This window comes from Burkholderia sp. A9, from assembly GCF_000801975.1.
In genome coordinates this window covers 1-13,326 of sequence record NZ_JSZN01000038.1, presented here as the reverse complement: position 1 = coordinate 13,326, position 13,326 = coordinate 1, and the positions used below count along the sequence as shown (strand labels likewise).

The 13,326-nt window shown below is 66.4% G+C and carries 15 protein-coding genes; 5 read left to right on the top strand and 10 right to left on the bottom strand.

What is annotated here, in order from left to right:
* The first annotated feature begins 112 nt into the window (after positions 1-112).
* The gene (locus tag PI86_RS14345; RefSeq protein ID WP_014898617.1) at positions 113-304 is read left to right on the top strand and encodes a DUF2964 family protein; all 192 of its coding nucleotides are present in this window, start codon (positions 113-115) and stop codon (positions 302-304) included.
* Positions 305-549: 245 nt separating this feature from the next.
* Positions 550-837, top strand: a complete 288-nt coding sequence (locus PI86_RS14340; protein ID WP_014898618.1) for a DUF1488 domain-containing protein — start codon at positions 550-552, stop codon at positions 835-837.
* A 152-nt stretch (positions 838-989) separates the two neighbouring features.
* On the opposite strand, the gene PI86_RS14335 is transcribed toward PI86_RS14340, so the two are convergent.
* Genes PI86_RS14335 through PI86_RS14325 form a run of 3 tightly spaced genes read right to left on the bottom strand, consistent with a single transcriptional unit; the run spans position 990 to position 2,736 of the window.
* Entirely contained in the window at positions 990-1,853 is an 864-nt protein-coding gene (locus tag PI86_RS14335) for an MBL fold metallo-hydrolase (protein ID WP_039323683.1), read from the bottom strand.
* A 3-nt stretch (positions 1,854-1,856) separates the two neighbouring features.
* Positions 1,857-2,183 (bottom strand): hypothetical protein, encoded by a 327-nt coding sequence (locus PI86_RS14330; RefSeq protein ID WP_039323681.1) that lies wholly within the window; start codon positions 2,181-2,183, stop codon positions 1,857-1,859.
* Positions 2,184-2,196: 13 nt separating this feature from the next.
* Positions 2,197-2,736: a hypothetical protein gene (locus tag PI86_RS14325; protein ID WP_039323678.1), complete on the bottom strand. Its 540-nt coding sequence runs from the start codon at positions 2,734-2,736 to the stop codon at positions 2,197-2,199.
* Positions 2,737-2,937: 201 nt separating this feature from the next.
* On the opposite strand from PI86_RS14325, the gene PI86_RS14320 reads away from it, so the two are divergent.
* Positions 2,938-3,789 (top strand): LysR substrate-binding domain-containing protein, encoded by an 852-nt coding sequence (locus PI86_RS14320; RefSeq protein WP_039323675.1) that lies wholly within the window; start codon positions 2,938-2,940, stop codon positions 3,787-3,789.
* A gap of 91 nt (positions 3,790-3,880) precedes the next feature.
* Here PI86_RS14320 and PI86_RS14315 read toward each other — a convergent pair whose 3' ends face one another.
* Positions 3,881-5,182, bottom strand: a complete 1,302-nt coding sequence (locus tag PI86_RS14315) for an NCS2 family permease (protein WP_039323672.1) — start codon at positions 5,180-5,182, stop codon at positions 3,881-3,883.
* A 775-nt stretch (positions 5,183-5,957) separates the two neighbouring features.
* Here PI86_RS14315 and PI86_RS14310 point away from each other — a divergent pair.
* Entirely contained in the window at positions 5,958-6,236 is a 279-nt protein-coding gene (locus PI86_RS14310) for a hypothetical protein (RefSeq protein ID WP_014898624.1), read from the top strand.
* Positions 6,237-6,408: 172 nt separating this feature from the next.
* Here PI86_RS14310 and PI86_RS14305 read toward each other — a convergent pair whose 3' ends face one another.
* The 5 genes from PI86_RS14305 to PI86_RS14285 form a co-directional block, all read right to left on the bottom strand.
* The gene (locus PI86_RS14305; RefSeq protein ID WP_039323670.1) at positions 6,409-6,783 is read right to left on the bottom strand and encodes a DUF2917 domain-containing protein; all 375 of its coding nucleotides are present in this window, start codon (positions 6,781-6,783) and stop codon (positions 6,409-6,411) included.
* Between the two features lie 257 nt (positions 6,784-7,040).
* A complete protein-coding gene (locus PI86_RS14300) occupies positions 7,041-7,328 on the bottom strand; it encodes a hypothetical protein (RefSeq protein ID WP_014898626.1) in 288 nt (95 codons plus the stop codon).
* Positions 7,329-7,430: 102 nt separating this feature from the next.
* Complete coding sequence (locus tag PI86_RS14295) at positions 7,431-8,336, bottom strand: metal-dependent hydrolase (protein WP_039323667.1); 906 nt, start codon at positions 8,334-8,336, stop codon at positions 7,431-7,433.
* A gap of 29 nt (positions 8,337-8,365) precedes the next feature.
* Positions 8,366-10,153, bottom strand: a complete 1,788-nt coding sequence (locus PI86_RS14290) for an SDR family oxidoreductase (protein ID WP_039323658.1) — start codon at positions 10,151-10,153, stop codon at positions 8,366-8,368.
* 42 nt (positions 10,154-10,195) lie between these two features.
* Entirely contained in the window at positions 10,196-11,095 is a 900-nt protein-coding gene (locus PI86_RS14285; protein WP_039323656.1) for a M24 family metallopeptidase, read from the bottom strand.
* 428 nt (positions 11,096-11,523) lie between these two features.
* Between PI86_RS14285 and PI86_RS14280 the strand changes: the two genes are divergently transcribed.
* Positions 11,524-12,801, top strand: coding sequence for an HAD family hydrolase (locus PI86_RS14280; protein ID WP_039323653.1), 1,278 nt, complete (start codon positions 11,524-11,526; stop codon positions 12,799-12,801).
* An 87-nt stretch (positions 12,802-12,888) separates the two neighbouring features.
* On the opposite strand, the gene PI86_RS14275 is transcribed toward PI86_RS14280, so the two are convergent.
* The coding region (locus tag PI86_RS14275) for an SPFH domain-containing protein (RefSeq protein ID WP_039323637.1) at positions 12,889-13,326 on the bottom strand (438 nt) is incomplete at its 5' end.

The following is a 13,326-nucleotide window of genomic DNA, read 5'->3' as shown; positions in this document are numbered from 1 at the left end:
ACCCCTTGCTTTTAAACGCCCGCCTGCAATGATGGAAATGGAGCACGCACGCGCCGTGTTCCGCATCGCAACATGCATGCGACGCGACATGCATCCGTTCGGGAGACGCATCATGGTTCGAACGGAACTGAGAGTCGTGCTGGCGGCCATCGCCACCTTCACCATGCTCGGCGGCATCGCCGTGGCGATCCACGGTCTGCTGTTCGACCTGAGCGACGCGGTTCAATACGGGGCGGCCGCGATCGCGGCAGGCGCTACGACCGCTGCGATCTCGCTGAACATCTGGCCCTCCGATCCGCACTGATGCCGTTCGGCACGCGGTGCCGGATGTCGCGCTGGTCAGATGAAATGCGCGTCGGAACGACGCACGTCGCAAATTTTGCCTCCTGCGCGAAACCGTCTAAAGTGGAATGCAACCGGCATGCATTGTCCGCGCCACACCCCCCCGCGGATCGTGCCTCTGTCGGCGAGCCCGCGTACATTTTCGTCCGGCCGGTAGCGGACGACGGACGCGGTCATTCGCTTTCTACCGGACGATAGGCGGCTCCCATGCAGATCCATTTCACGAATGAGAAGCCCGAATATTCGGGGCGAGACCTGATGCTTGGATTTACGGCGCTGGTCAATGGCGAGCGCGTCCAATGTCAGATCACCGCCGAGGCGCTGGAGGATCATTTCGGTGCGGCATCGCCGCGCTTCGAGGACATGGTCGGTGCGTACGATCAGCACCGCGAGCGTATCGAGGCGGCCGCACGGCGGCTGCTGTCCGAGACGCGCGCGCAATGCGTGACGCTGCGTAGCGGCTACGTGCGCTTCTACGAAGCGAACTGGCGCTGAACCGGTCGACCGGGCAGCGACGGAGCGGGCGCCGAATACCGGCGCCCGTGTCATATCGGCGCGTGCCCATCCGGTGTCCTGCTGGTACGGGATGATGCGCCGCACGATTCGGGCATCGTGCGGCGCGAGGGCGTGCCAGCGTCCCGTTTCGCTTAATCCGCCCCGATGAGCGCATACGCGCCGTCGGTTGCGCCGTTCGTGCGCGCGATGCGTGCGAAGCCCGTGTCGGCGAGGTGCATCCCCGCAATCAACAGGTTATCCGAAGCGACTTCTGCGAGCGTGGCGGCGCGCGTCGCGGATGCCTGCGACGGATCGTGATCGAACACGATCGACACGTCGGGGCGAGCGACCTGAATCGGCGCGAAATGCACGAGATCACCCCAGATCAGCAGACGCTCGCCTCGCGATTCGACGCGATAACCCGTGTGGCCGGGCGTGTGCCCTGGCAGCGGCACGGCGACGATGCCGGGCAGCACAGCGCCTGCATCGATGGTACGTAGCTGCGCGTGATAGGCATCGAACGTGCGCCGCGCGATCTGGAAATTGACGCGTGCTCGTTCGGTCGCGTGCGCGTACGTGTCGTCATCCAGCCAGAACGCACGCTCCCGTTCGTGAATGATCACCTCCGCGTGCGGGAAGGCCGGCTGCCCATTCGTGTCGAGCAGGCCGCCGATGTGGTCGGGATGCGCGTGCGTCAGCAGGATCGTGTCGATGTCGCGCGCATCGATGCCGGCTTGCGACAGCGACCGACGCAGAAGGCCGCCCCAGTTCCGGAAGCTGCCGGCGCCGGCGTCGACGAGCACGGTGCGGCCGTTCCCGCGTATCACATAGCAGTTGATGTTGACGTCGGACGGCGCGTGTATGCCGGCGCGGCGCATGATGCCGGTCGCATCGTCGAGATCGATGTTCGACAGCAGATCGAGGCCGGCTGTCAGCGTGCCGTCGCTGATCGCGATGACCGAGAAATCGCCGATTCGACGGCGCGGAAACGCAGGACGGGGAATGGGTTCGCTCATGGGTCAGTGTCGGGCGTGAAGGTGTGCGGCGTCGTAGCCGAAGCAGCGGATCCGCGCGATGAATCCGGTGTGGCGGAGAATCTCGCGATCCAGTTCTGCCATGAACTGCTCCATCAATTCAGTCGTGCGAACTGATGTGGTACGAAAGCGAATCTCCGCGCTGACCGGATGTCCGCAGCCGTGCCGGATCGGAACGTACGCGACGTGGATCGTGTCGGGTGCGGCGCTCAACACCTCGGTGCAGAGCGTCTCGCAGGCCGACGACAGCGCGTCGAGCGCCGCGTTCGACGGCAGGCTCGCCTCTGGGATGAAAATCGTGATGCTGGGCATGGCCGGGCGCCCGTCAGCGTGTGGCAGCCGACGCCGGCGTGCTGACGAGCCGGTCGCCCATCGGCGCATAGAGCCTGAGCGCGGCACCGGACGCACCGGACGCGAGCCGCGCCTGATCGTGATCCAGGGCGGCCAGCCAGCGAATGGCTGGCTGGCGGTCCAGCGCGATCGCATGCATGGCGGTGGCTGCGATGCCCGCCCGCGCGAACGGCGCAGCGTCGTCGCAAATGGCCAGCCGCTGATGGCCGGAGACGGCCGGCGCGGGTGCCGCGCCGTCGTACACGTTGCGGCGCCACGCGACGATGTGCGGCTGCCAGCGCGCGAAATTGCCGCCGCCCTTGTCGCGATACTCGGCCGACGTCAGCACGTCGGGGCCGTCGATCGTATGAAGCGCGAGGTAGACGGGGCCGTCGCCGCCGAGGGCGCGAAAGCGTTGCGACGTGCGGAAGCCGGATACGGAGATCAGCGCCGGCAGTTTGACCCGGCTGTAGAAGTCGTTCCACTCGGCCTCGGCGGCGGGCTCGGCGAAGCTGCATTCAACGGCATAGATCATCACACCTCCACGGGATAGCAAGCGGCTTTCGGGATGGATCACCGCTCGACTGGTTGAGTTTTTATCATGATAATTAGCTGATGAACGGGCGAAAAACGATGATTCGTCACCGTTCATTGACATTTAATCAAGCTGTGACCGACGACGGTCGGACTGGGAGCAATCGTGACGCGACGCAGGATTCCGAGTAATTCGGCATTGATGGCATTCGAGGCCGCGGCGCGGCATGGGAGCTTCGCGCGCGCCGCCGACGAACTGGCGTTGACGGAAGGCGCGATCAGCAGGCAGATCGGCCGGCTGGAGACCTTCCTGGGTGTGGCGCTGTTCGAGCGGGTCGGCAACCGCGTTCGGGTTGCGCCGAACGGCGCACGCTACGCGGCGCAGGTTCGCGAAGTGCTGGACCGTCTCGAGCGCGACAGCCAGTACATGATGGGGCAGCCCGGCGACGGCGGCAGCGTCGATATCGCTGTGACGCCGACGTTTGCGACGCGCTGGCTGATTCCACGGCTCAAGGGGTTCCAGACGCAGCATCCGAACATCACGGTGCATTTCGCCGATCGCGCCGAGCCGTTCGTGCTGGCCGGCAGTGGCTTCGATGCGGCGATTCACTTCGAGCATCCGGCCTGGGCCGGCATGCATACGTACCGGCTGTGCGAGGAGGTGCTGGTGCCGGTCTGCCATCCGTCGCTGCTCGCCGGCGGGGATCCGGACGCGTTGCTGGGCAGGCTGCCGCGCCTGCACAAGCGCCAGACGCCCGATGCGTGGTCGGCGTACGTGCAGGAGACGGGGTTGCCGGTGAACAATCCGGCCGCCGGCGCGCGCTACGACCTTTACTCGATGCTGATCGCGGCGGCCCAGGCCGGGCTCGGCGTCGCGCTGGTGCCGCGACTGTACGTCGGCACCGAGATTGCGCAAGGGTTGCTCGCGGCGCCCTGGCCGGACGGTCAGGATGTGGTCAAGCGCTTCTGTCTCGTGCTGCCGGAATCGCTGGAGCTCGGCGACGGGCCGCTGCAGACGTTTGCCCGCTGGGTGCTCGCGGAGGCCGCCGCGTGACGTGACGTCGTCCGCGCGCGCTGCATATCCAGACAAGAACGCCACCCGAAGGTGGCGTGTTTTCAGCGTGTATCGTACCGACGCGCGTGCGTCACTCGCTGCCTAGATAGAAGAAGCGGAACAGGAACACGGCCGCGATGATCCACACGATCGGCTTGACCGTGCGGCCCTGGCCCGTCAGCAGCTTCAGGCCGCCGTACGCGATGAAGCCGAACGCGACGCCGTTCGCGATCGAGTACGTGAACGGCATCAGCAGCGCGGTCAGCGCGGCCGGCACGGCTTCGGTCGCGTCGTCCCACGGCACGTCGACCATCTCGCGCAGCATCAGGCACGACACGTACAGCAGTGCCGGTGCCGTTGCGTAGCCCGGCACGACGCCGGCGAGCGGCGCGATGAACAGGCACGCGAGGAACAGCACCGCGACGGTGATCGCCGTCACGCCGGTGCGGCCGCCTGCCTGCACGCCCGACGCGCTTTCGATATACGCGGTGGTCGACGACGTGCCGAGCACCGAGCCCGCGACGATCGCGGTGCTGTCGGCGAGCAGCGCCTTGTTGAGGCGGTTCATCTTGCCTTCGACGAGCAGGCCCGCGCGGTTCGCGACGCCCATCAGCGTGCCGGTCGCATCGAACAGCTCGACGAGGAAGAACACGAGGATCACGTTGATGATGCCGGTCGACAGCGCGGCGCCGATGTCGAGCTTGAACAGCGTCGCGTCGATCGACGGCGGCGCGGAGAACACGCCGTGGAACTGGTTGCCGCCGAAGAAGAACGACAGGACGGTGACACCGATGATGCCGATCAGGATCGCGCCGCGCACGCGGAGGTGGTCGAGCGTGACGATCGTGAAGAAGCCGATGATCGCGAGGATCGTCGTGGGCTTGTGCAGGTCGCCGAGCGTGACGAGCGTGGCCGGGCTGCCGACGATCACGCCCGAGGTCTTCAGCGAGATGATGCCGAGGAACAGGCCGATGCCGGCGGTGATCGAGATCCGCAGCGATTTCGGAATGCCGTTGACGATCGCCTCGCGCACGCGGAACAGCGTGACGATCAGGAACAGGCAGCCGGAGATGAACACCGCGCCGAGCGCGGCCTGCCACGTGAAGCCCATCCCCTTGACGACCGTGTACGCGAAATACGCGTTCAGGCCCATGCCGGGCGCGCAGGCGATCGGGTAGTTTGCATACAGCCCCATGATGATCGACGCCAGCGCCGCGACGAGGCAGGTCGCGACGAATACCGATTCCTTCGGCATGCCGGCGTCGCCGAGGATCGCGGGGTTGACGAAGATGATGTAGGCCATCGTCAGGAACGTGGTGACGCCCGCGAGTATTTCGGTGCGGAAGTCGGTGCCGGCTTCAGCGAAGCCGAAATACCGCTTGATGGATTCCATGAAGGCGTTTCTCCGGTCGGGTTGTCGTGTTGCTTGTTGTGCCGAATTGTTGTAAGGGCAGCGCGGCCGGCCTACTGTAACCAGCCACTATTGCCAGGCTATCGGCGGATTGTAATAGCGCAGATAGCTCCGACGATATAGTTGCGGGGCACGATCGGCCGCGCTCGCGCGAACGGTCGGGCAACCCGGCCGCGCGAGGAAGGCGCGCATTTTACCGGTTCGGACGGAGCGGGCAGGCGGAAGCGATGGAAACGCTGAAAACGATGCGGGCACGGGCGGCCGTGCGGGCCGATGCGGGCGCAACGGCATGACGCACGCGCAGGGCGCGGCCGCGCCACGATGACATGTGACTGAAACGGAGCACCTGCATGCTGGATGTATGCGGTACGGTCGCTATGGGCGCAACGCACGCGCGAACGCGCAAGCATCGCCGGCGCGGATGCGCAGCGGCGTGCAACGGCCATGCGTCGGTCGGGGCGGTTTCAGATATCGGGCTATCCTGCGCCGAAGCCGTCCCGTCCGCAACTGTCATTTTGAGATGTGGGCCCGACTGTGGTTTCTGTGTAAAAGATTGCAAGACGTCATCGCGTAAACCGGCAAGTCTTTCTAGGATAGATACACCGCGCACACACGCCGGCCAGTTGTTGCCGACGCGGGGGAGTCGCAGTCCGTGCAGGCCAGGCGGTGAAGTGCGGTGACGGTCGTTGCGCATTCGGGCAGGCGCGACCGATTGCGATTGCCCGATGCGGGTTCGTCCGTAATCACGGAGGTCAGCATGTTGAACTGGATCAGCCGTTGGGCAATGCGGCACGCCCCCACGCCGGAAAAAACCGCTGCGTCGATGCTCGTGACTGCACGCATGGAGTTGTTCTCCGCCGAGCAGCGCGTCATCGATGCGAAATTACAGGCGGATTACTGGCGCGCACGTGTGTCATTTCTCGAGGAGGTGCAGAAGCAAGGCATCGACCCGTGGGTGACCTCGCAGGCGGCGCAACGCCCCGACCTTGATTCCACTCCACGCAGCACGGGCCCGCGTCTCGCCGCCAGCACCTGATGCATTCGATGCACCGGATGGTTGCGCACGGCGAGCGATCGCGCGCGGCACGCACGGTCGTGCCGCGTCATTCGATGCGCACCTGCGACGCGATGCGCCGCGGGTGCGTCCATTTGCGGATGCGCTGACCCCGCGCGTCCCGGTTTCCCGTTGCGCGGGTGAGCGCGCATCGTCATTCCCTTCTTCGCCATCGTCCGGCGAGCAAACGTTGCATGCGCGCGAGCGTGCGTCTTAGCCGTTCGCCGCGCCGTACGTACGCGGTCGTGATCGACGCTTCGGCCGATCGGTCGTCATCGGTGCCGAGCCAGATGCGATCGCCGCGCGCGATGCGCAGCACGTCGCCGGGCTGCACCCAGTAATCGTCGACGCTCGGCGGGCGCGTGATCCACAGCGGCGCGCCGTGCGCGCGAATCTCCGCATCGCTCGGCGCACGCCAGGTCAGCGTCGTGCGCGGCGCGACCGCGAAACGGATCACGACGGTCGGTAACGCGATTGCGCCGGCGCGGCGCGCATCGGGACGGTCGAACAACGGGCTTGCCTGGTCCATCGTCTGCTCCATTCGTTGAGCCGGACGGATGACGCGCACCAGAACAAAAAGGCCTCATCCGTTTCCGGTGAGGCCTTGTGTGACATGCGGTACTGCTCGGATGCTAACGCACAAGCGCCTCCCGTGATCCATTCTTTCGAATGTTCATCGGGCAATGATTCGCGATGGCGATGAGCTTGAACGTAGGCATGCGAACGAGTTTGTCGATGTCGTACGGCGTTGTCAACGACTATTTTCGAGACAGACGGAGACGGCGATCACGCATCGCGTTGCGCGAGCCCGTTGACGAGCAGTTCGGACAGCAGGCCCGTCATGCCGTCCGGATGCGTGGCGGCGCGCGCCTTCAGCTGTTCGACGAGATCGGCGTTGAGCTTGCAGGCGAACGGCACGAGGCCCTGTTCCTGGTCAAGCTTGCGCTGCGCGCGGCGATCGAGCTTCGCTGCGTCCTCGGCACCCTTGCCGAAGCGCGCGGAGCTCGACTGCTTCAGCGCGTGCGTCAACTTGAGCGCCTTGTTCTTTTCTAGATCGGTTTTCTTCATGGCCATCGCGGCACCTCCGGGAAATGAAGCCGCGATTGTACGCATTTCGGCGGGCGCCGCTCGCCGAGACCGTCACGAACCTGCTCGCGGACCCGCGAACGGACCCGCTCACGCACCCTTCGTCGTGCCCCAGTTGCCGCCGTGTGCGGCCGCCTGCGCGGCCGGCGAGCGTTCCAGATAGGCGAGCGCCTGCTCGGTCGAGCCTTCATGGTGCGGCGTATAGCCCGGCTTGAAGTAGCGGAGCGCCGCGCCGATCACTTTCCAGAACGACGGCAGGTGCCCGCGCCGCGAACCCTTCCACCACGCGCGCACGAAACCCGGATAGCGGCCGGCGGCCGGATCGCGCCGGTACATGAACTTCGCGCCCGTCGTGATGAAGTAGAGCAGCAGCACGATCACGAACGCCATGTGCATGCAGCGCTCCGGGTAGTTGCCGCCCATGTGGTTGTAGATGTCGAATGCGACGGTCCGGTGCTCGACTTCCTCCGCGCCGTGCCAGCGCAGCAGGTCGACCATCGTCGGGTCGGCATGGCCTTCGTCGAGCCCGTGCGCGTTGAGCACCCAGTTGCCGAGATAGCCGAAGAAATGCTCGAGCGACGCGATCACCGCGAGCTGCTGCCGCAGCCAGAAGCGCGTGTGGCCGATCTTCAGCCCGAACGGCGCTTCGCCCAGCACGCGCGTGAACAGCCAGTTCAGCTTCTGCGTGAACGGTTTCGTGTCGATCCCGTGCCGGTCGTAGTAATGCTTGAGCACGCCGCCGTGCGAGCGCGAATGCACGGCTTCCTGGCGCAGGAAGCCTTCGGCTTCGTCGCGCAGGCGCGCATCGGTGATGTGCGGCAGCGCCTTGTTGTACACGCGGCAGAACCACAGCTCGCCTTCCGGGAACAGCAGGTTCAGCGTGTTGATGATGTGGGTGCTGCCCGGGTCGTTCGGTACCCATGTGATCGGCGTGTCGCTGAAGTCGAACTTCACGTGGCGGGCCTTGATCTTGTGGTAATCGGCGGTATCGGTCATGTTGTCTCCCTGTGCGGCGTCATGCGCCGTCAATGCGATGCCATGCTGACGCGGGCGATCATCCGGCCGAGCCACGGCATGAAGCGGCCGACGAAGCGCATCGCGTGCGCCTCGCCGCCGACCGCGACGACGGGGCGGTTGCGCAGCACGCCGTCGACCATCGCCTGCGCGACGGTTTCGGGCTTCAGGCCGCGCATCTGGTACAGCTTTGTCGCGCGCTTGCGCAGCCGCGCTTCGTCCTGTGCGTTGGCGCCCGCGTATTGCGTCGACGCCATGATTCCGGTCTCCGCGAAACCCGGGCATACGGCCGTCACGCCGATGCCTTTCTCCGCCAGTTCCGCGCGCATGCATTCGCTGAGCATCAGCACGGCGGCCTTGGTCGTTGCATACGCAGGCAGGTCGCGCGACGGTCCGAACGCGGCAGCCGAGGCCGTGTTGACGATGTGCCCGCCCGTGCCGCGCGCGGCCATCTGCTGCGCGAACAGCCGCGAGCCGTGGATCACGCCCCACAGGTTCACGTGCAGGATGCGCTCCCAGTGCCGCGCGCTCGTGTCGAGGATGCCGCCGGCCATGCCGATGCCCGCGTTGTTGATCACGACGTCCGCGCCGCCGAGTTCGCTGCCGACCCACGTCGCGAGGGCTTCCATCTCGTCGGCGGAGCCGACGTCCACGCGTTTCGCGTGCGCTTGCGCACCGGTCAGCCCGAGCAGCAGCGCGGTGCGTTCGGCGCTTGCGAGATCGATGTCGCACGCGACGACCGTCGCGCCTTCGCGGGCGAACGCGAGGGCCGCGCAGCGGCCGATGCCGCTGCCCGCGCCGGTGACGACCGCGACCTTGCCGCTGAAGCGGCCGCTGGTGGCGCGCCGGCGTGCGTTGGCGAGCGCGGGCGGCTCGTCGCCCGATTCGACCGCGTCGATCAACTGTTCGGCGAGGCCCGCGAAGCGCGCGGGATCGGCGAGCGGCAGCCAGTGGCCGGCCGCGACTTCGCGGCGGTAGTACTGCGGCACCCAGCGCGACAGGTTCTCGGACAGCGCGGGGCTCACGTATTTGTCGCCGAGCGGCACGATCGTCTGCACCGGAGCATGCGCGTAGCGCTCGCGCGGCGCGAACAGGCAGCGGATGAAGTTCGCGCGATAGAGGCGCACGCCGCGCGCGCCGTCGTCGGCCTGTGTCGGGCGCGGCGTGACCGGTGTCTTCTCGAGCCGGCGCAGCAGGCGCGGCCATGCGCGGCCGAGCCACAGCCGCCAGCCGAGCTCGGGGATGAACGGCAGGTGGAACAGGTACACGTACCACGACCGCACGAGCTGGCCGCCGAGCTTGGCGAGCGATGCGGGTGTCGGGCGCAGCACGCGTTCGCGCAGCCAGAAGCCGACGTGGTCGAGGCACGGCCCCGAGCACGACGTGTACGACGCGATGCGGCCCGCGAGGCGCGGGTCGGTGACGAATTCCCAGCCCTGGATCGAGCCCCAGTCGTGCGCGATCAGATGCACGGCGCGGCCGGGGCAGAGCGCGTCGATCACCGCGACGAAATCGTCGGTCAGCTTCGCGAGGTGATAGTCGGCCGTGCGCTTCGGCACGCCGGACAGGCCCGCGCCGCGCACGTCGTAGGCGATCACGTAGTGCTTGCGCGCAAGCAGCGGCGCGACCTGCTGCCAGACGCTGCTGTCGTCGGGATAGCCGTGCACGAGCACGACCGGCGAACGGGCCGGGTCGCCCCAGGTCTTGACCGCGAGCGTCAGGTCGCCGGAGGTGACCGCCGTTTCGCTATGAACCGATTCGAACAGGGCCAGCGGCGCTTCGTCGGAAAGAGGCTGCATCGTGAGTCCGTCGTTCAGGGATTCGGAAGGAAGGCGCGCGCGTCAGGCGGCGGCCGGCACGGTCGCGACGGCCTGCGCACGCTCGGCCTGGCGGCGCTGCCAGCGGCGCACGTGCGGCAGATCTTCGTCGAGCCAGTACGCGTCGTCTTCGGTGATCACGAGCAGCTCCTCGAATTTCGCGCCGACGCCGGCGAAGCCGAGATGCGGCTCGACGGCCCACAGGCCCGGCACGGGCGCATGCTCGGAGCGGCGATCGATCGACCACAGCGGCGACCAGCCTTGCTGCTTCGCCGCGCGGCCCTGGTCGAGCAGCAGGTTGCGCGTCGCGTTCAGCCCGAAGCGCGCGACGAAGCGCGGCTTCGACAGCTTGTGGATCTTCGCGACGCGATGCGCGAGCACCTTGAACGGATAGGCCTTGTGGCGCGGCTCGACGCCCTGGCGGCGGCACAGCGCGTCGACTTCCTGCGCGACCTCTGCCATCGGCCGGCGCGCCTTCACGAGTCGCACGATCAGGTCGCGATGGTCCATCAGGTCGTCCTGCAGCTGTTCGAGGATCGGGTTCTCGCCGAGGCAGTGCGCGTAGCCGACGTCGGCGACGATGCCGTCGAGCACCGGTGCGACGTCGAGGATCACCGGCATGTCGGTTTCGAGCTGGCGGTTGCTCGGGAAGAACGCGAGGTTGAAGCCGCCCAGGTGCTTCAGGCCGGAGAAGCCTTCGAACGCGGTGCGGTCGCCGAACCATGCGAACGGCTTGTGCAGCCAGTCGTGCACGCCGTTGTCCTGCAGCCATTCGGTCAGGAGGCGCGCGGCTTCCTTCTCGGTGATGCCGGGGTAGAGCATCGCGCCGACGGTTTCGACACAGCGGTAGGCAAGCTGCTGGACCGCGCGGAATTGCGGCAGCTCGTCGAGGTGGACTTCCGGCAGCGGGTGATGGTCGGCCATGGGGCGTCTCCGTTGGGCGCTGATCCGGAACGCGCCCGCCGGCGTCGCCGTCGCGGGTTATTCAGTCAGCATTTAATGTGTCATTGATCGATGTAACGATAATAGACGGTTCCGCGCGTGGGGAAGTGAGGATTTGTCCCAATGGAAGGGGGAAATGGAGGGGAGCCTCTAGGTTTCCGGACGATGTCGGGAGCGGGCTCGTTGCCGGCCCGGATCGCCGTGTCCGGTCATCTTGCGGCGCCCGGCATGTCGCGCCGGATCAACTCACCGTCGCGCCACGGCGTGACGCTGTCAAATTGCCGAAATAATTTCGTCACATCATTCGCCCCCAATTCGAAGCTGCCCCGGCTTCGCTGCGGCGATGAGCCGCCGGTGCGCTGCACGGGGCAGTGACCGAAGCCGATTCGACATTTCCACGGAGAGAGACCATGCAACGCCGCCAGTTCATGAACACCCTTGCCGCTGCGACCGCTGCGACGTCGCTGATGCTCAAGGCCGGCACCGCCGACGCAAAGAGCGCGACCGCGCCGGACGCGCTGGACCCGGGCCGCTGGTCGCCGTTCAACGCCGCGCGCCTGCAGGCGGTGCTCGACCAGCATGGCGTCGCGAGCGCACGGTACGACGCAAAGCGTCGCCCGTACGCGGTGTTCGACTGGGACAACACGTGCATCATGAACGACTGCGAAGAGGCGTTGCTGATGTACCAGATCAATCATCTGCAGTACAAGCTGACGCCGGACGAATTCGTCGCCGTGATGTGGAAGGACGTGCCGAAGGGCGCGTTCATGAAGGACTACACGACCGTCGACGGCAAGCCGGTGACGATGGAGGATCTCGCCGCCGACGTCGAATCCGACTACCGCTGGCTCTATGCGAACTACAAAGGTTTCGGCGGCGAGAAGAGCCTCGACGAGATTCGCGAGACCGACCAGTTCAAGGATTTTCGCGCGAAGCTGTACTTCATGTACGACGCGATCTGCGACACGCACCCGCTCGAAGTCGGCTACAAGTGGATCATCTACTTCTACAAGAACATGACGACGGCCGAGCTGCAGGCGATGGCGGTAGCGTCGGACAACTACGGGATCGGCGACGCGCTGCGCAAGGTCCGCTACGAAAGCCCGAAGACGCTGCCGGGCAAGGCCGGCGTGGTGGCCGACACGCATTTCCACGGCATTCGCATTCATGAGGAAATCCGCACGGTGATGCACACGCTGCGCGCGAACGGCATCGACGTGTACGTGAGCACCGCGTCGCTCGACGATGTCGTGCGCGTGTTTGCCGGCAATCCGAACTATGGCTACGGCGTGCCGCCGGAGAACGTGATCGGCCTGCGCCTCGACATGCAGGACGGCAAGTACACGAGCACCTATCCGGCCGGCTGGCATTTCAACTGGGGGCCCGGCAAGACGGTGGGCATCCGCAACGTGCTCGAATCGAAGAAGGGCTACGGCCCGCTGCTGGTGTTCGGCGACAGCGACGGCGACGCGTGGATGCTGCGCGACTTCAAGGACACGGCAGCCGGCGTGATCGTCAACCGGATGAAGAAGGGCGAGATCGGCGCGGACAGCAAGCTCGCGGCCGAGCAGATCGGCAAATCGGACGCTCGTTTCCTGCTGCAGGGCCGCGACGAGCACACGGGCCTGATGATCCCGGACGAGAAGTCGATCAAATACGGCAAGACCGAGCGCAAGCTGCTTGCGTGACGTGTGCCGGATGCCGGATGCGGGGCCGTTGCGACCCGGCATCCGGCGGGGCGACGGCAGCTCCGCGCAGGCCGGAACACGCGCGTGTCAGCGCTCGCGCGGCATGCCCAGCCGCTCCAGCAACGCCCCCAGCAGATCGACCGGCAGCGGAAACACGATCGTCGAGTTCTTGTCCGCCGCGATCGTCGTCAGCGTCTGCAAATAGCGCAGCTGCATCGCCTGCGGTTGCAGCGCAAGCCGCTGCGCGGCCTGCAGCAGCTTCTCCGACGCCTGCAGTTCGCCTTCCGCGTGAATCACCTTCGCGCGCCGCTCGCGTTCGGCCTCGGCCTGCCGCGCGATCGCGCGGATCATCGTCTCGTTCAGGTCGACGTGCTTGATCTCGACCGTCGATACCTTGATCCCCCACGCGTCGGTCTGCGCGTCTAGCGTCTTCTGGATATCCGCGTTCAGCTGCTCGCGCTCGGCGAGCAGCGCGTCGAGTTCGTGCTTGCCGAGCACCGCGCGCAGCGTCGTCTGCGCGAGCTG